Below are 17,193 nucleotides of genomic sequence, written 5' to 3'. Positions count from 1 at the left end.
TGCACTAATTCGTCGTGCTCCGCCCGAACCCTCGGTAGATCCACCCGGCGGCGCGCCAGGCGACCTGGTCGAGCGCGTTGCGGGCGTCCAGGACGACCGGGCGCGCGACAACCTCGGCCAGCTTCGCCGGGTCCAGGTCGCGGAAGGCCTGCCACTCGGTCAGGTGCAGCACCAGATCGGCGTCGGCGCAGGCGTCCTCGGCCGATTCCGCGTAGGACAACGTCGGGAAGCGGGCCGCGGCATTCGCCATGGCCTTCGGGTCGAAGACGCTGACCCGGGCGCCGGAAAGTTGCAGTTGGCCGGCCACGTCGAGGGCGGGGGAGTCGCGGACGTCGTCGGACTCCGGCTTGAACGCCGCGCCGAGTACCGCGATCCGGCGCCCGACCAGCACCCCGTCGCACAGCTCCCGGGAGATCTCCACGGCGCGCGCGCGTTGCCGCAGGTTGATCGCGTCGACCTCGCGCAGGAACGTCAGCGCCTCCGAGACACCCAGCTCACCGGCTCGGGCCATGAACGCCCGGATGTCCTTGGGCAGGCAGCCGCCGCCGAAGCCCAGCCCGGCGTTGAGGAAGCGCCGGCCGATCCGCGGGTCGTGGCCGAGCGCGTCGGCCAACGCGGTCACGTCTCCGCCGGCCGCCTGGCACACCTCCGCCATGGCGTTGATGAACGAGATCTTGGTGGCCAGGAACGCGTTGGCCGCGACCTTGACCAGTTCGGCCGTGGCGAAGTCGGTCACCAGGAACGGCACCCCGGCCGCCAGCAGGTCGGCGTAGACCTCGCGCAGCACTTCCTCGGCCCGCGTGCCGCGGACCCCGACCACCAGGCGGTCCGGCCGCAGCGTGTCGGCCACCGCGTGGCCCTCGCGCAGGAACTCCGGGTTCCAGGCCAGCTCGGCCGCGGCACCGGCCGGAGCGGTCGTGGCCACCAGATCCGCCAGGCGCGCCGCGGTGCCCACGGGCACCGTGGACTTGCCCACCAGCAGGCACGGCCGGTCCAGGTGCCGGGCCAGTCCGCCGAAGGCGCCGTCGACCTGGCTGAGGTCGGCGGCGAGCTCACCGATGCGCTGCGGGGTGCCCGCGCAGAGGAAGTGCAGGTCGGCGAACGCGGCCACCTCGGCGTAGGACGTGGTGAACCGCAGCTTGCCGCTCGCGACGTGCTTGGCGACCAGCTCGGCCAGGGCGGGCTCGTAGAACGGGACGCGGCCCGCGCTCAACGCGGCGATCTTCACCTCGTCGACATCCATGCCCAGCACGTCGAAGCCGAGCTCGGCCAGGCAGGCCGCGTGGGTCGCGCCCAGATAGCCGGTACCGACAACCGTGACCGAACGCACCGAACCTCCCCCGAGATCTGACGTCGCCTGGAGGGTAGCGACCACCCGGTAAGATTCGGTGTATCCGCGCGACCACGATGAGCGACTCACCGGTGAAATGAGTCTCGTGGTGCGCAGGTCCGGTGATACTTTTCCGGCTCGCCCACGCCAGGGCGGCTCCGGCGTGTCGCCGGGCCGCCGGTCGCGGCCGAACCCGGGCAGGAATACGAAGAACCACGGCTCGCCGGTGCGGGCCGCGTGTTGCGGAGGCTGGAGTTGCTGTCGATTCCCGAGGGTGATGTCACTCGGAGGTCGGAGTCGGTCCGGTTCCGACGGTCGCTGACCCTGTTGGCGATGACCCTGGTACTGCCGGGTATGGCGCAGATCACCTGCGGCAGCAAGGCCGTCGGGCGTGCCGCGCTGCGAGTGGTCGGGCTGGTCCTGGGCACGGTGGGGATCGGCGGCGTCCTCCTCGGCCGTAAGGGCATCATCAAGCTCGGGCTGAACACCGCGGCGCTGACCTTCTTCGAGGTCGCCGTGGTCGTGCTCGGCCTCTGCTGGCTCGCCCTGTTCGTCGACGCCTGGCGACTGGGCCGTCCGCCGTCGTTGCGGGTGCCGCACCGATTCATGTCGGCCGGGCTCTCGCTGACGCTGATGGCCGGCGTCACCACGCCGTTGGCCTACAGCGCCTACCTGATCGACGTCCAGCGGAATCTGGTCAAGTCCCTGATCGCCCCCGGCGGGCTGGGCAAGCTCTACAACGGCCGGTTGAACATCGCCCTGCTGGGCGGCGACGGCGGTCTGGACCGCACCGGCGTGCGGACCGACTCGATCTCGATGGTCAGCATCGACATGGCAACCGGCAAGTCCGTGCTGTTCTCGCTGCCCCGGAACCTGCGCTACGTCCAGTTCCCGCCCGGCACGCCGATGGCCAGGCAGTTCCCCAGCGGCTTCCCGGACTTCGCCTACGGCATCTACACCTGGGCGCTGGCCAACAAGAACCTGTTCCCGGGGGTCTCGAACCCCGGTGCCCTGGCCGTCGAGCAGGCGTTGGCCCAGACCCTCGGCGTGCCCATCCACTACTACGCGCTGGTCAACCTGCAGGGCTTCCAGGACATCGTCGACGCGATCGGCGGCGTCACGATCCGCGTCGACGAGCGGCTGCCGATCGGCGGCGGGCACGCCACCGGCGTCTGCGACCTGCCCGGCGGCGGCTGCCGGGAAGGCGCTCCGAACCCGATACTCGGCTGGATCGAGCCTGGCCTGCAGCACCTCGACGGCTATCACGCGCTCTGGTACGCGCGGTCGCGAGCCACCACAACGGACTACGACCGCATGCGGCGGCAGAAGTGCCTGATCGGGGCGATCCTGAAGCAGGCCAACCCGCTGACCGTCCTGGAGAACTACTCCAGGCTCGCCAACGCGGCGCACAAGGTGTTGCTCACCGACCTGACCACCGGAGCCGTCAGCGCGCTGCTCGACGTTGCGCCCAGGGCCAAGAAGCAGAGCTTCACCAGCGTCCAGTTCACCAATCAGGTCATCAACCCGGACGCCCCGGACCTCTCCGTGATCCGAACGATGGTCCAGCAGGCCATCGCCGCCTCGAACGCCGCGCCGGTGGTCGCCGCCACCCCGACGCCGACCCCGACCACCAAGGCGACGACCAAGAAGGGCAAGACGGCCACGCCCAAGCCGACCCCGAAGAAGGCACCGGTGGCGACAACCCCCGGCGTGGCCCAGTCGGTCGACGCGACCTGCTTGTACTCGTGAGCGGCGACGCGACGGCCGACGGCAGCGCCGCCGGCCGGAGGCCCCCGGGCGTCGCGGTCGTCATGCCGGTGCTCAACGAGTCCCGGCACCTGCGGGCCGCCGTCAGGGCGATCCTGGCCCAGGACTACGCCGGTCCGATGGAGGTCGTGCTCGCCCTCGGGCCGTCCAGCGACGACACCGACAAGATCGCCGCCGAACTGGCCGGGTCCGACCCGCGGATCCGATTGGTCGAGAACCCGGCCGGGGCCACCCCGTGCGGGCTCAACGCGGCCATCGAGGCGAGCACCCACGAGGTCGTCGTCCGGGTCGACGGTCACTCGATGTTGCCGCCGGACTACGTCCGCACCGCGGTCGAGGTGCTCGTCGAGAGCGGGGCCGACAACGTCGGCGGGATCATGGCCGCGGAGGGCGTCACGCCGTTCGAGCAGGCCGTGGCGCGGGCGATGTGCAGTCGGCTGGGTATCGGCGGTTCGCGGTTCCACCTGGGCGGCCAGGCCGGCCCGGTCGAGACGGTGTACCTCGGGGTGTTCCGTCGGGAGATCCTGCAGCGCGTCGGGGGGTTCGACCCCACCCTGCGCCGCGCCCAGGACTGGGAGCTCAACCACCGCATCCGCAAGGCGGGCGGAGTCGTGTGGTTCACCCCGCGGCTGCAGGTGACCTACCGGCCCCGGGCCGACCTGCGGGCCTTGGCCCGGCAGTTCTACCGGACGGGCCAATGGCGCCGCGGCGTCGTCCGCCGGATGCCGGAGACCGCCAATGCCCGCTACCTGGCCCCGCCGGCAGTGGTGCTCGCCTTGGTCGGCGGCGCCGCCCTGGCCGTCGCCGGGAAGCGCATCGGCTGGGCCGCCCCGGCGGGCTACGCCGCCGCTGTGATCTCCGGGTCCGCGGTGACCGGCCGCGACCTGCCGCGGGGCGCGGCGGCCCGGCTCCCGATCGTGTTCGCCACCATGCACCTGGCCTGGGGCGCCGGGTTCCTGCTCAGCCCCAAGGACCTGATCCCCGCACCCTCGCCCCGCGTATGAGAGAGCCTCGCCCGATCATCGATGATCGGGCTGCAGGGTCCTCACGAGCCGCCGGCCACCTCGTTGGGGCGGTCCAGGTCCGCGACGAAGTCGACCTCGACCCCTGACCGCGCCCACATGCCCACGGCAGTTCCTCTCAGCTCTGCCCCGCGCAGGCGACGACGCGTTCCGCGTATGAGAGAACCCATTCCACGTATGAGGGAGCCTCGCCCGATCATCGATGATCGGGATGCACCTCAGGAGCCGCCGGCCACCTCGTTGGCGCGGTCCAGGTCCGCGGCGAAGTCGACCTCGACCGCCGCCCACGCCGAGATGTCCACCGGGAGCATGCGCAACCCGGCCGCGACGGCGGTCTCGATCCCGCGCTCGAAGTAGTCCTCGTCGGCACAGGACTCGAGTTGCTTGCAGAGCAGTTCCTTGTCCCCGGCCGACACGTGGTTGATCCCGATCGCCTCGCCGAGCCCGCCCTGCACCGTTTTGGACAGCTCGCGGATCATGCCCGCCGCGTCGACGGTGTACTTGATCTCCTCGTCGCCGACCGCGGCCGTGTTCACGCACACGAACGACTGGCCCGCGGCCAGGTGCGGGCGTACCGCGGAGAGGATCGCCGGGTCGAAGACGACGTCGCCGTTCAGCCACAGCACGCCGCCGGGGCCGGTCAGCCGCAGCGCCCGGAGCAGGCTCTTGCACGTGTTGGTCTGGTCGTAGCGCTCGTTGTAGGCGAACAGCACCTCGGGCGCGGCCTCCATGATCAGCTCGAGCTTGAAGCCGACCACGACGATCACCGAGGTGCCCTCGCCGAGCGCCGAGCGCACGCAGTCGAGCTGGCGGCCCAGGATCGTGCGGCCGCTGACCAGCGGCGTCAACGGCTTCGGGAACGGCTTGCCGAGGCGGGAGCCGAAACCCGCCGCCAGGATCACGACCTGCAGCGGGGCTTGATCAACTGCGGGAGGCATCCGCCGATCGTATTTGGCCGCGCTGCCCGGGGAGCGCGGATTGGGATCCTTGGAAGGACGCCGCGTCGAACAGGCGCTCGGCTCGGCGCAGGTCGCCGTCGGTGTCGACGTCGACCAGCAGCGATCCGTCGACCTCGACCGGGTGCACCCACATGCCGCCGGCGATTGCCAGGGCCAGCGCGTACTCGGCCCGGTCGCTGTGTGCGCACGACTCGAGCGCCGCAATGAAGCGTGCCCGGTCGGCTGGGGCGACGTAGTTGATCCCGGCCAGCTCGCCCAGGCCCTCGCGCAGGCCGGGGGCCAACTGCCGCAGCCGCCCCTCCGGGTCGAGGGTGAACCGGACCGCGTTGGCGCGGTTGCTCATGCCGGTGACCACGGCGCACGACTCGCCGGCGGCCATCGGGCCGCCCAGCGCCTCGAGGACCGCCGCGTCGCAGACCACGTCGCCGGGCAGCCAGAGCACGCCGGTGGTCGGGCGGCCGCGCAGGGCGCAGCCCAGCCCGTAGGCGGTGTCGGTGTGCTCCCACCGGTCGTTGCGGACGTAGGTGAACGTGGGACAGGCGGCGATCAAGGCGTCGGCACCGAAACCGACGACGACGCTGATCGGTACGGCCGGCCCGAAGGTCGAGCGCAACGCCGCGAGCTGGGTGTCCAGGATCGTCCCGAGGCCCACCAACGGGGTGACGACCTTCGGGAACGGGCGCCCCAGCCGGCGCCCGGCGCCTGCTGCGAGGATCACGACTGACAACGCACTGCCATCAACCGGTGACATGACGTGATGGTAGGCCCGACGTGGCCGCGCTGGAGGGAGTTCGCGGTCCTGCCTTGATATACACGGCGGGGAAGTTGCCGAGGGGCGGCGCGGGAAGTCCGAGGAGTGGCGATGAGTCCGGCGGCGCGGCCCTCGTTGGCCGAGCTCCGAGCGGTGGCGCAGCCACCTGCTGTGCTGTCCCGGGCCAACGCCGAACACTGGGCCGGCCTTGCCTACGGCCGCAAGATCTCGATCCACGTCACCCGGGCGCTGGTGAACACGCGGATCACGCCCGACGGCATCACCTGGGGGATGATCCTCGCGGGCGGCCTGTCCGCGGTCAGCCTGTCGTTCCCCGGAGTCTGGACTGCGGTGCTCGCGGCGCTGCTGATCCAGGTCCAGCTGATCCTCGACTGCTCCGACGGCGAACTGGCCCGCTGGCGGCAGAAGACCGGGGCCAGTGGGGTCTACCTGGACCGCATCGGGCACTACGTCACCGAGGCCGGGCTGACCGCCGCGCTGGGCATCCGGGCCGGCGGCGGCTGGGGCTCGCTGAACGGCTGGGCCACGGTGGGCTTCGCGACCGCCACCGTCACCCTCCTCGTGAAGGCCGAGACCGACCTGGTGCATACAGCGCGCGCGTTGGCCAAGCTGCCGCCGACCGCCGACGGTGAGCAGACCATCCGGGCCGCCGGGTTGCGTGGCGCCCGGGCGGTGTTCGGCTGGGTGCCGATCCACCGGGCGCTGCTCGCCCTGGAGTTCTCGTTCGTTGCCATGCTGGCCGCGGTCGGTGACTCGATCTTCGGCACCCACAACTGCACCAAGGGGCTGTGCGCGGCGATGCTGCCGATTGCGATCTTCGTGGCGGGCGGACACCTGCTGGCGATCCTGCTGTCCAACCGACTGCGCCCGCCGGCGCCGGAACCGATGGTGCGCCCGTGAAGCGGGGCGACCGGGACGAGCGCTCCGAACGCCGGATGCGCATCGCGCTGCTGGCCCCGGCGAACAACGTCCACACGCACAAGTGGCTGGACTACTACGACAGGCGCGGCATCGACGTCTATGTGATCAGCCTCGAGCCGCACCGTGACACCGAGGAACGGAACTGGCCCCGGGTGCGCATCCGGTACCTGCCGCTGGTGCACTCGAACAAGGCCGCCTACCTGCTCACCGTCCCGAGGTTGCGGACGCTGCTGGCGCAGGCCGACCCCGACCTGGTGCACGCCCACTACGTCTCCAGCTACGGCTTCCTCGGCGCGATGGCCAACCGGCACCCGTACGTGGTCTCGGTCTGGGGATCGGACATCTACGACTTCCCGGACGCCGGTCCGGTCCAGCGGCGCATGGTCGAGTTCGCGCTGTCCCGCGCCGATGCGATCTGCTCGACCAGCGAGGTCATGCGGGCCCGGACCGCGCGCTACACCGACAAGCCGATCGCGGTGACGCCGTTCGGCGTCGACACCGTGGCCTTCGCTCCGGCTCCGCGACCGCCGGACGACCGGGTCGTCTTCGGCATCGTGAAGACGATGGACTCCAAGTACGGCATCGACGTGCTGCTGCGCGCCTTCGCCGAACTGGTCGGCACCTCCGGCCCGGTCACCGACAAGTGCGACCTGGTGGTCGTCGGCGGGGGCCCGAAGCTGGCCGAGTACACCGAACTGGCCGCCGCCTTGGGCCTCGGCGACCGGGTCCGCTTCCTCGGCAAGGTCCCGCACGCGGATGTGCCGGCGCTGATCCAGGGCTTCGACGTGTTCGTGGTCCCCTCTGTGCTGGACAGCGAGAGCTTCGGGGTGGCGGCGGTCGAGGCGCAGGCCTGCGGTCTGCCGGTGATCGTCTCGGCGGTCGGCGGGCTGACCGAGGTGGTCCGCGACGGCGTGACCGGCTACGTCGTGCCGCCCCGCGACCCGTCCGCACTGGCCGCCGCCATGGCGCAGTTGGCGCAGCGGCCCGAACTACGCGGGCTGCTCGGGGGCGCGGGTCGGGCTCATGCGGTGGATCACTACACCTGGGAACGCAACGCGGCGCTCATGCTGGATGTTTACGCCCGGCTGGACGTGACGCGGAAGTGACGCGCGTCCAATCCGTTGGATTGCGTGAACGTGCAGCCGTCGCCCTACGCTTGTCCGCGAGATGACGGTGACGGTTGAGCAGCAGGTGACGGTGAGCCCGTCGCGTTGGCGCTCGGTGTATTCGCAACGCCGGATCCTCAGCCTGCTGATCGGGCGCGACCTGCGGATCCGGTACTCCGACTCGACCCTCGGCTACTTCTGGTCGGTCCTCGAGCCGCTGCTGATGGCCGGCGTGTACTGGTTCGTGTTCACCAAGGTCTTCACCCGGGGCAACGGGTCCGAGGATCCCTACATCGTGTTCCTGCTACTTGGGATGCTGCCCTGGAACTGGGCGAACGCGGTGATGACCGGTGCGTCCCGGGCCATCTCCGGTGAGGCGAAACTGGTCCGCTCGGTCGACGTGCCCCGCGAGATCTGGGTGCTGCGGATCATCGGGTCGAAGTTCTTCGAGTTCCTGTTCTCGATCCCGGTTCTCGTGTTCTTCATGATCCTGCTGCACAAGGGCGTCAACGAGAAGATCGTCTGGGTGCCGGTCGCGATGGTCATGGAGTGGGTCGCGTTGACCGGGATCGCGATGATCCTGGCTCCGGTCACGGTGATGATGACCGACGTCGAGCGCCTGGTCCGGATCGTCGTGCGGATGCTCTTCTACTTGAGCCCGGTGGTCTACAGCCAGGACCAGATCTTCGGCACCCACGCCAAGCCGAAGCACCTCCCGGAGATCGTCAAGCAGATCTACACCCTCAACCCGTTCAACGCGATCCTGGGCCTCTACCGGGCCGGGGTCTACCGGGCCGACATGCCCTCGCTCGACCTGGCGCTGCGCGGCTCATTCGTTTCCCTGGTGCTGTTCGTGGTCGGGATCTGGGTGTTCCGGCGGATGGAACCCGCTGTGCTGAAGGAGATCTGAGGAATGTCGCGGCCGGTGATCGTCGCGGACGGCCTCGGCATCCGGTTCCACGCCAACCGCCGGCGCAAGCTGCGGGCCCGGGAGTTCCTGACCCGTGGTAAATCCGGTGTCGGTCAGGACGACCAGTTCTGGGCGCTGCGTGATGTCTCGTTCACGATCTACGCGGGCGAGTCGATCGGGGTCGTCGGCGGCAACGGCCACGGCAAATCCACGTTGCTGCGCCTGATCGCGGGCGTGATGATCCCGGACGAAGGTCGGGTCGACGTGTACGGCTCGGTGGCGCCGATGATCGAGGTGACCGGCGGGTTCGAGAACGACCTGACCGTGCGCGACAACATCTGGCTGGCCGCCGGGCTCAAAGGCCTGTCGAAGAAGCAGATCGCCGAACGGTTCGACGAAATCGTCGAGTGGGCCGAGATCGGCCACCGGTTGGACACCCCGTTCCGCCACCTGTCCAGCGGCATGAAGGCCAAGGTCGGGTTCTCGGTGATCACCACGGTGGACCGGCCGATCGTGCTGGTCGACGAGGTGCTCGCGGTCGGCGATCGGGCTTTCCAACGCAAGTGCTTCGTCCGGGTCGAGGAACTGCTCGGACAGGGCCGGACGGTCGTGCTGGTCTCGCACAACCCGGAGCACGTCGAGCGGTTCTGCAAGCGCGGGCTCTACCTGCGCGACGGCCGACTGATCGGCGACGGCCCGGTCGCCGAGATCCTCACCCGGTACGCCGACGACGCGGACCGGTTGGCCGAGGACGACAAGTCCGCCCTCTCGGCCCGACGGGTCGCCCAGGCCCGCCGGGCCCGCGAGGCGGCCGCCGAGGCCGGCGACCCCGACGAGGACGTGGCCAGCGGCGCGCCGCGGCGCGGTCCGCGGTAACCCTGCGGGACGACGTCCCGCAGGGTTGGATGATCTTCGTGCGCACTGATAATTCCGCCCCCGGTCGCCCGAATCCCACCGCCCTGGTGGTGGTCGTGGACGCGGCCGCGGCCGACGGCGGCCCTGCGGCGCTCCTGGAGGTGGCCCCGGGGGCGACGGCGCTCGAGCAACTGCTGGCGACCGTCGCCGAGTTCGGCGTCCACCCGACCGTGGTGCTCACCCGCAACGCCTGGCACGACCAGGTGAGCCGGCTGCTGCCCGCCGCGATCCCGGTGGTCGGCTATTCCGACGTCGGCGCCGCCCTCGGGCAGCTCGCCGTTCATCTCGACGGGCTCGACGAGCCGGTCCTGCTGGCCCACGGCGACGTGGTCCTTCACGGCGGTGCGGTCGGCGACCTGGCGGCCGACCCTCGGCTGGGCACCGCGGTGCTGTCCCACCGGCACGGCCCGGCGAACCTGCGGGTGACTGCCGGGGCGGTGCGCGGCGCGGGCTCGGCCGAGCACGCGCTGCCCGACGCCGACCGGGCCCATGCCGGGCTGATGCGAATCGACCCGGCCGACCGCACGGCGCTGGTGCTCGCGGCCCGGGACCTGTCCGGGATCGCCACCGTCTCCGGCTGGGTCGCCGACCCGATCGAGCTGCTCACCCTCGGGGCGCTGCAACGCGGCGTCGAGGTCCGCGAAGTCGTCGTCGGCGAGTACGTGTTCGGGCGCCCCGTCGACCCGGGCGCGGCCTGGGCGCTCGGGCGCGCGCTGACCGAGAACGACGAGCACCGCATCCGGCTGCGGCGGGTGGCCCGGCCCGACGACGGCTTCTACTCCACGTTCGTGGTCCGCAAGCTCTCGCCGAAGGTCACCGATCTGGCGGTGCGACGGGGCTGGACGCCGAATCAGATAACGCTCGGGGCGCTGGGGATCGCGCTGCTCGCGGCGTCTTTCTTCGCGCTCGGCAACCGGGTCGGCCTGGTCGTCGGCGCGCTGCTGCTGCAGGTGTCGTTGGTGGTCGACTGCGTCGACGGCGAGACCGCCCGCTACACCCGGACGTTCAGCGCGCTCGGTGCCTGGCTGGACGCCACGACCGACCGCGTCAAGGAGTTCACGGTCTACGCCGCGCTGGCCTACGGGTCGGCCCGCTGCGGGCGCGAAGTGTGGGGCCTCGCGTGCGCGACGCTGGCCCTGCAGGTGTTCCGCAACTTCGTCGACTTCGGCTTCGTGGCGACCCTGGGACAGCGGGACGGGTCCGGCACCGACTCGGCCGCGGCCGCGTTGGGCCGCGGCGCGGTCTCGCTGTCGGCCCGGACCAGCGCGACCGCGGCGCTGAAGTGGACCAAGCGGATGGTGTTCCTGCCGATCGGGGAGCGCTGGCTGCTGATCTCGGTCTTCGCGGCCTTCTCCGGGGCCCACGCGGTGTTCCTGGTGCTGCTTACCCTCGGGGGCGTCTCGGCCTGCTACGCCACCGCCGGGCGGGTGCTGCGCACCGTGGCGGCCGGTCCGGTGAGCCTGGACCCGGCGGTGTCCGGGCGCGACGGCGAACTGGACCAGATGATCGACGCGAGCCCGCAGGGCCGGGCCCTGGCCGGGCGCCTGCCGCGGCTTCCGGCCGAGGTGGCGCTCGGTGCCGCCCTGGTCGCCGGGCTCGTGACGGCGGCGCTGGCCTCGACCGGGCACGGCTGGCTGGTCGCGCTGGGGCTGTCCGCGGTGGTGCTGCTGGCCGCCCCGGCCTGGCGCGAGCCGCCGACGGGCCGCTTCGGCTGGCTGATGCCCGGGGTCGTCCGGGGGCTGGAGTACGGGCTGGTGGTGCGCGTCGTGGCGGCCCTGGACCACCCGGCGCTGCCGGCGGCGTTCGCGCTGCTGTGCGTGGTGACCTACCACCACTACGACACCGTCTACCGGTGGCGGCACACCCGCCAGGGGCCCCGGGCCTGGGTGTTCCGGGTGGGGCTCGGCTGGGACGGGCGCCTGTTCGTCCTCGGCCTGGTGCTGCTGGGCACCCGTCGGCTGGGGCCGTTGCTGGGGATCGGCGCGGTCGTGCTCGCGGTTGCGTTCCTGGTCGAGAGCGCGGGGGCGTGGACCACCTGGGTCCGGGCGCAAAGGGAGCCCGTCACCCGTTCGGCCTAATTACGCGTGTGTAATTCGGCGCGGACTCTTGCGCACCCGCACCTTTGGGGGATTAGATCCCATCTATCACATCAGTAACAACTGCACCACGGACCACAAGGTTCCCGGCTGTCGGGCCGGAACCGGGATGGTCCTGAGGCCGCGGTCCACACCGGATCGCGCACGTCGGAGCTGGCGGGCTTGCCGACGGCGCGGCACAACTGGCGGCTATCGGGCGGGGAGACGGCGGCGGCCGGCTTCCCGCCCGCCTCTTTGTCCCGCCCCTTTGTTCCGCACTCCTGCTGCCCGTCCCACCTTTCGACCCGCCTTGATACGTGGGACAGGCAGCAGAAGTGGCGAGGTGTGTGGGCTCAGCTCAGCTGATGGGTGACACGTTCGGCCTGCGCCCGGTCGGGCAGGCGCGTGCGGTCGACGTTGCGGCACAGCACCACCGAGGCCCCGGCCGCCAGCGGCCCGAGCAACCCGGCCGCCAGACCTGCCGCGCTGCCGAGGTCGCCGGTGAACAGCACCCGCGACGCCCCGGACAACCCGTGCTCGGTGGCGTCGGCCCGGGCCGCGGCGACCAGGGCCGCCCCGTCGAGGGTCACCCCGGCGCGCTCCAGCGCCGGTGCGGTCGCCAGGACCGGGGGACCGGCGAACCGGTCGCCGTGGGTCGGCACCTCGGCCGCGTAGTCGAGCATGCCGGTCGGCACCGTCGCGGCACGTCCGCCCAGTGGCCGCAGCGGGACCAGCAGTCGCGTCCCCGGACAGTCCACCGTTGCCTCGGCGTGCTCCGGGTCGGCGACCGCATGGGCGCAGTCGGCGGGGTCTGCCCCGAGGGCCGGGACGGTGCCGGTGGCCCAGCAGGCCAGGTACCAGACCACGGTCTGCCAGTGGGTCGGCAGCCACAGCCCGACGCGTTCGCCGGGCTCCGCGCAGAGCTCGTCGACGAGCAGGTTCGCGGTCTTGGCCACCCAGTTGTCCGTGGTGGTGAAGGACAGCTCGACCCGTTCGCCGGTGGCGTCGTCGTAGTGCGTCAGGAACGGCCGGGCCGGGTCGCGAGCTACCGCGGCGCGCCACAGGTCCTGTGGCGCACCTGACACATCACGCAAATCGCTCACGGCTGTGCAGCTTACGAAGCATGCTTGTGTGAGTGTGCGCACACCATCCTGCACGACGACGGTGGGCGCCGGGCGTAGGCTGACGAGCAACGGCGTTACTGCGCCGAATCGAGTGTGATCAGCACGGGACAGGGGTGCGCTGTGGGGCCGCGCGTTCTCATCGACGCCACCTCGGTGCCTGCCGACCGTGGCGGGGTGGGCAGGTACATCGAGGGCCTTGTCCCGGCGCTGGACCGGGCAGGTGCCGACATCGCCGTCGCCTGTCAGCGCGCCGACGCCGATCGGCTCTCGCGGCTGGCGCCGAACACCCGGATCCTGTCCGCGCCGCCGACCGTCGCACACCGGCCGGAACGACTCGCCTGGGAGCAGGAGGGCCTGCCCCGCCTGGCCGAGGAGATCGGCGCCGAGGTCATCCACTGCCCGCAGTACTCGATGCCGAGCGACACGTCGATCCCCGTCGTCGTGACGCTGCACGACGCGACGATGTTCAGCAACCCGGACATGTACGCCGACGAACGTGGCGACTTCTTCCGCTCGGCGACCCGGTTGTCACTGGAGCGGGCGGCCCGTTTCATCGTGCCGTCCCGGGCCACCCGTGACGAACTGGTCCGCATGCTCGGCGCTGATCCGGCCAAGGTGAACGTCGCCTACCACGGCATCGACTCGACGGTGTTCCGGCCGCCGGACGAGGTCGAGCGCGACCGCGTGGCTCGCCGGTTGGGCCTGCACGGCGAGACCTACGTCGGCTCGCTGGGCGAGATGTCGCGGCGCAAGAACATCCCCGAACTGATCCGCGGCTGGATCATGGCGGTCTCCGACTTCGAGCGTCCGCCCGCGCTGGTGCTGGCCGGTCCGGCGACCGGCGACCCGGCGATCGCCGAGGCGGTTTCCCACGTCCCGGAGCACCTGAAGCTGGTCCGACCCGGATTCCTGCGCCCCGCCGACCTGCCCGGCTTCATGGGCGGGGCGACGGTCATGGCGTTCCCGAGCCGGTCGGAGGGCTTCGGGTTCCCGACCCTGGAGGCCATGGCCTGCGGCGCGGCCGTGCTGATCGCCCGGCGTCTGTCGTTGCCCGAGGTCGGCGGTGAGGCCGCGGCCTACACCGAGCCGGAGTCGGAGTCGATCGCCCGGAACCTGGCCAAGCTGTTGCAGGACGGCGACCGGCGGCGCGCGCTGTCCGAGGCCGCGCACGCGCGGTCGCAGTTGTTCACCTGGACCGCCTCCGCGCAGATCCATCTGGACACGTACGCGCAGGCCGCGGCGGCGACCGAACAGAACTGACGGTGGGTCAGGTCACTGCCGCCGAGGCGATCCTGCTCGTCGGTGGTCAGGGAAGCAGGCTGCGGCCGCTGACCGTCAACATCCCCAAGCCGATGCTGCCGTGCGCCGGCGTCCCGTTGCTCGCGCACCAGATCGTCCGGCTGCGCGAGGTCGGGGTCCGCCACGTGATCCTGGCGACCTCCTACCGCCCCGAGGTGTTCACCGAGTACTTCGGCGACGGGACAGCGCTGGGCCTGGCGCTGGAGTACATGACCGAGACCGAACCGCTGGGCACCGGTGGTGGGATCCGCAATGCGGGTGCGTTGCTGGGTCCGGACCCCGAGGCGCCGGTCCTGGTGCTCAACGGCGATGTGCTGTCCGGGCACGACATCGGCGCCCAGTTGGCCGTCCACGCCGCGGCGTGCGCCGAGGTGACCCTGCACCTGGTGCGGGTGCCGGACCCCCGGGCGTTCGGCTGCGTACCGACCAACGCCGAGGGCCGGGTCACCGCGTTCCTGGAGAAGAGCCCGGAGCCGGTCAGCGACCAGATCAACGCCGGTTGCTACGTGTTCCGCCGCGGCACGATCGACACGATCCCGGACGGGGACGTGGTCTCGGTGGAGCGCGACACGTTCCCCGGCCTGCTGTCCGGCGGCTCGGTGGTGGCCGGTTACGTCGAGTGCTCGTACTGGCTCGACCTGGGGACCCCGGCGGCGTTCGTGCAGGGTTCCGCGGACCTGGTGCGCGGCGTGCTGCGCTCGGTTGCGGTCGAGCGGCCCGGGGCGGCGCTCGTGGCACCGGACGCGACCGTCGCGGTCGACGCGGTGATCGACGGCGGCAGCGCCATCGGACCCGGCGCTGTGGTCGGGGCCGGCGCGCAGGTGTCCGGCAGCGTCCTGCTGGCCGGGGCGCAGGTCGCGGCAGGGGCGGTCGTGCGCGACAGCGTTGTGGGCCTGGGGGCCTACGTCGGGGAGCGGACCGCGCTGTCCGGCGCCGTGGTCGGCGACGCGGCGCGGATCGGAGCGGACAACGAGCTGATCGCCGGCGCCCGGGTGTGGACCGACGCGGTCATCGGCGACCACGCTGTGCGGTTCTCCGCGCCGTCCTGACGTCCCGTCAGAACGGCGGTGTCAGTCGTTCGACTCGCCCGCCGCGATCGGGGCCCCGAAGTAGATCATGTACTGCAGGATCGCCTCGCCCGAGATCTCGTGGCAGAACGCCCGATGGCCGCCGGGGTTCGTGCCGTTGATCGGCTGCTGGGTCCAGCGGACCAGTGCGATCGGGGTACCGGCGGGCATCGTGCCGTACGCGGCGTCCCACTCCGAGGCGACGAACTCGCTGTAACGCGTGTCCTTGTGCAGAATTCCGGCGGCCTTCTGGATCTTGCCGACCTGGTCCGGGCCCAGCGCCCCGGCGTCGTACCAGAGCACGGTCCAGCCCGCGTTCAGGTTCGCGACCAGACCTTCCATCGGCGGGCGGTCCTGGGCGGTGTAGAAGCCGCCGCCGTTGACCGCGACCGGGTTGGCCAGGTGCGGGCCCAAGCTGGGCGGGACCATCGGGTAGTGGACCCGCTGCCCGGGCGTCACGATGGTCTGGGGACCCGGAGCGGACGAGGCCGAGGGTGAGGGGGCGGCCGACGGCGCCGCCGAGGACTTGGCAGCGACCCCGGTCCCGTCGTCGCTCGGGGGGCCGCAGCCGGCGACGACCGGGCTCGTCCCGACAGCCTGCAGCGCCTTGACTGTCGCGTCGCCGCTGCCGCCGTGGTGCTTGGACTTCCAGATCACCCCCGCGGCGATCACACACACGACCACGAAGCCGATGACCAACCGGTTCTGGAGCTTCTCGCGCCGGGCCTGCTTGGCCTTATCGGCATTGAACGTCGCGGCCTTGTCCGCCCGACTCGGCTCGTTCGGGTCCTTCGGTCGCTTCGCCACGATGCCGGCCGTTTCTTCTCGCTGAGGTTGCCCAAAGGGCGAATTCTATTCGCGCGGCAGGTGCGGCCGGAGCCCCGCGAGACGGTGCTCCGCGTCACCCGTCCGGTGTGCGGCAGACTCGGCAGGTGTCCGGGACCGCCACCGCAGCCCTCGAGCGCCGGTGGCGACCCGGCCATGAGGTCGACCTGCGCCGCACTCTGCGGGTGCTGCGGCGGGGCACCGGCGACCCGGCGTTCCGCGCGGACGAGAGCGGCGCGGTGTGGCGCGGCGTGCAGACCCCGCTCGGCCCCGGGACGCTGCGGCTGTCCGCGGACGCCGCGCTCGGCGAGGTGGTCGCACAGGCCTGGGGCATCGGCGCGGACTGGCTGTTGGAGCGGGCCCCGGCGATGTGCGGGGTGCTGGACGACCGCAGCGGCTTCGTGGCCCACCACCCGGTCGTCGCCGACGCCGCGGCCCGCCACCCGGGGTTCCGGATCGCCCGCGCCGGACAGGTGCTGTCAGTCCTGGTGCCGACCGTGCTGGAGCAGAAGACCACCGGCAAGCAGGCGCGGGCCTCGTGGCGGGAACTGGTGCTCCAGTTCGGCGAACCGGCGCCCGGCCCGACCCCGGTCGGCCTGCGGGTGCCGCCGCCGGCGCCGGTGTGGGCACAGATCCCGTCCTGGACCTGGCACCGGGCCGGGGTGGAGCCGGCCCGCTCACGGACGATCGTCAACGCGGCTCGGTACGCCGGGCGCCTGGAGGAGATGTTGGAGCTGGACTCGGCGGCCGCCGACATCCGATTGCGGTCCCTGCCCGGCATCGGGCCGTGGACGTCTGCCGAGGTCCGGCAGCGCACCCATGGCGACCCGGACGCGGTCACTGTCGGCGACTACCACCTGCCGCACACGGTGGGGGTGGCCCTCACCGGCCGTCGCGTCGACGACGCCGGGATGCTGGAGCTGCTGGCCCCCTACGCCGGCCACCGCTACCGGGCGTGCGTGCTGATCGAGATGTCCGCCAAGGCGCCCCGCTACGGCCCCCGCCTGACCATCCAGGACCACCGCGGCCACTGACGCCGTGTCCGAACATCGCATCTTCTGTCGTGTCGCGCGCCCTTCAACTCGTCGGTAGGGCGCGCGA

15 protein-coding genes are annotated in these 17,193 nt (G+C 71.6%); 10 read left to right on the top strand and 5 right to left on the bottom strand.

Annotated features, from left to right (window positions below):
• Positions 1 to 4: 4 nt before the first annotated feature.
• Positions 5 to 1,330, bottom strand: coding sequence for a UDP-glucose/GDP-mannose dehydrogenase family protein (locus tag VHU88_24265; protein HEX3614826.1), 1,326 nt, complete (start codon positions 1,328 to 1,330; stop codon positions 5 to 7).
• A gap of 333 nt (positions 1,331 to 1,663) precedes the next feature.
• Here VHU88_24265 and VHU88_24260 point away from each other — a divergent pair, with 333 nt between their 5' ends.
• Together VHU88_24260 and VHU88_24255 are read left to right on the top strand one after the other, a co-directional pair.
• The gene (locus VHU88_24260) at positions 1,664 to 3,079 is read left to right on the top strand and encodes an LCP family protein (GenBank protein HEX3614825.1); all 1,416 of its coding nucleotides are present in this window, start codon (positions 1,664 to 1,666) and stop codon (positions 3,077 to 3,079) included.
• Positions 3,076 to 4,101 (top strand): glycosyltransferase family 2 protein, encoded by a 1,026-nt coding sequence (locus VHU88_24255; GenBank protein HEX3614824.1) that lies wholly within the window; start codon positions 3,076 to 3,078, stop codon positions 4,099 to 4,101. The genes VHU88_24260 and VHU88_24255 overlap by 4 nt, the downstream gene beginning before the upstream one ends.
• Before the next feature lie 236 nt (positions 4,102 to 4,337).
• Here VHU88_24255 and VHU88_24250 read toward each other — a convergent pair whose 3' ends face one another.
• Complete coding sequence (locus tag VHU88_24250) at positions 4,338 to 5,057, bottom strand: NTP transferase domain-containing protein (protein ID HEX3614823.1); 720 nt, start codon at positions 5,055 to 5,057, stop codon at positions 4,338 to 4,340.
• Complete coding sequence (locus tag VHU88_24245) at positions 5,041 to 5,829, bottom strand: NTP transferase domain-containing protein (protein HEX3614822.1); 789 nt, start codon at positions 5,827 to 5,829, stop codon at positions 5,041 to 5,043. The genes VHU88_24250 and VHU88_24245 overlap by 17 nt, the downstream gene beginning before the upstream one ends.
• A 111-nt stretch (positions 5,830 to 5,940) precedes the next feature.
• On the opposite strand from VHU88_24245, the gene VHU88_24240 reads away from it, so the two are divergent.
• From VHU88_24240 to VHU88_24220, 5 genes are all read left to right on the top strand, one after another.
• Positions 5,941 to 6,750: a CDP-alcohol phosphatidyltransferase family protein gene (locus VHU88_24240; GenBank protein ID HEX3614821.1), complete on the top strand. Its 810-nt coding sequence runs from the start codon at positions 5,941 to 5,943 to the stop codon at positions 6,748 to 6,750.
• Positions 6,747 to 7,877 carry a glycosyltransferase gene (locus tag VHU88_24235; GenBank protein HEX3614820.1) on the top strand — a complete coding sequence of 377 codons (1,131 nt, stop codon included), beginning with the start codon at positions 6,747 to 6,749 and terminating at the stop codon, positions 7,875 to 7,877. The genes VHU88_24240 and VHU88_24235 overlap by 4 nt, the downstream gene beginning before the upstream one ends.
• 61 nt (positions 7,878 to 7,938) lie before the next feature.
• On the top strand, positions 7,939 to 8,787 hold the full coding sequence (locus VHU88_24230) for an ABC transporter permease (protein ID HEX3614819.1): 849 nt from the start codon (positions 7,939 to 7,941) through the stop codon (positions 8,785 to 8,787).
• Between the two features lie 3 nt (positions 8,788 to 8,790).
• The gene (locus VHU88_24225) at positions 8,791 to 9,663 is read left to right on the top strand and encodes an ABC transporter ATP-binding protein (GenBank protein HEX3614818.1); all 873 of its coding nucleotides are present in this window, start codon (positions 8,791 to 8,793) and stop codon (positions 9,661 to 9,663) included.
• Positions 9,664 to 9,701: 38 nt separating this feature from the next.
• Positions 9,702 to 11,780, top strand: a complete 2,079-nt coding sequence (locus VHU88_24220; GenBank protein HEX3614817.1) for a DUF5941 domain-containing protein — start codon at positions 9,702 to 9,704, stop codon at positions 11,778 to 11,780.
• Between the two features lie 350 nt (positions 11,781 to 12,130).
• Here VHU88_24220 and VHU88_24215 read toward each other — a convergent pair whose 3' ends face one another.
• On the bottom strand, positions 12,131 to 12,880 hold the full coding sequence (locus VHU88_24215) for a TIGR03089 family protein (protein HEX3614816.1): 750 nt from the start codon (positions 12,878 to 12,880) through the stop codon (positions 12,131 to 12,133).
• A gap of 195 nt (positions 12,881 to 13,075) precedes the next feature.
• On the opposite strand from VHU88_24215, the gene VHU88_24210 reads away from it, so the two are divergent.
• Positions 13,076 to 14,161, top strand: a complete 1,086-nt coding sequence (locus tag VHU88_24210) for a glycosyltransferase family 1 protein (GenBank protein ID HEX3614815.1) — start codon at positions 13,076 to 13,078, stop codon at positions 14,159 to 14,161.
• 2 nt (positions 14,162 to 14,163) lie between these two features.
• Positions 14,164 to 15,249 carry an NDP-sugar synthase gene (locus tag VHU88_24205; protein HEX3614814.1) on the top strand — a complete coding sequence of 362 codons (1,086 nt, stop codon included), beginning with the start codon at positions 14,164 to 14,166 and terminating at the stop codon, positions 15,247 to 15,249.
• A gap of 21 nt (positions 15,250 to 15,270) precedes the next feature.
• Here the strand turns inward: VHU88_24205 and VHU88_24200 are convergent, their stop codons facing one another.
• Positions 15,271 to 16,074, bottom strand: a complete 804-nt coding sequence (locus VHU88_24200; GenBank protein ID HEX3614813.1) for a DUF3105 domain-containing protein — start codon at positions 16,072 to 16,074, stop codon at positions 15,271 to 15,273.
• A 125-nt stretch (positions 16,075 to 16,199) separates the two neighbouring features.
• Between VHU88_24200 and VHU88_24195 the strand changes: the two genes are divergently transcribed.
• The gene (locus tag VHU88_24195) at positions 16,200 to 17,126 is read left to right on the top strand and encodes a hypothetical protein (GenBank protein HEX3614812.1); all 927 of its coding nucleotides are present in this window, start codon (positions 16,200 to 16,202) and stop codon (positions 17,124 to 17,126) included.
• The last annotated feature ends 67 nt before the right edge of the window (positions 17,127 to 17,193 follow it).

This window comes from Sporichthyaceae bacterium (assembly GCA_036269075.1).
Classification (GTDB): domain Bacteria; phylum Actinomycetota; class Actinomycetes; order Sporichthyales; family Sporichthyaceae; genus DASQPJ01.
This window is presented reverse-complemented; position numbering and strand designations above follow the sequence as displayed.

Excerpts from the sequence above, each read along its gene's own strand:
- VHU88_24260 (HEX3614825.1), top strand. The coding sequence starts at position 1,664 with ATGACCCTGGTACTGCCGGGTATGGCGCAGATCACCTGCGGCAGCAAG.
- VHU88_24250 (HEX3614823.1), bottom strand. The coding sequence starts at position 5,057 with ATGCCTCCCGCAGTTGATCAAGCCCCGCTGCAGGTCGTGATCCTGGCG.
- VHU88_24245 (HEX3614822.1), bottom strand. The coding sequence starts at position 5,829 with ATGTCACCGGTTGATGGCAGTGCGTTGTCAGTCGTGATCCTCGCAGCA.
- VHU88_24240 (HEX3614821.1), top strand. The coding sequence starts at position 5,941 with ATGAGTCCGGCGGCGCGGCCCTCGTTGGCCGAGCTCCGAGCGGTGGCG.
- VHU88_24230 (HEX3614819.1), top strand. The coding sequence starts at position 7,939 with ATGACGGTGACGGTTGAGCAGCAGGTGACGGTGAGCCCGTCGCGTTGG.
- VHU88_24225 (HEX3614818.1), top strand. The coding sequence starts at position 8,791 with ATGTCGCGGCCGGTGATCGTCGCGGACGGCCTCGGCATCCGGTTCCAC.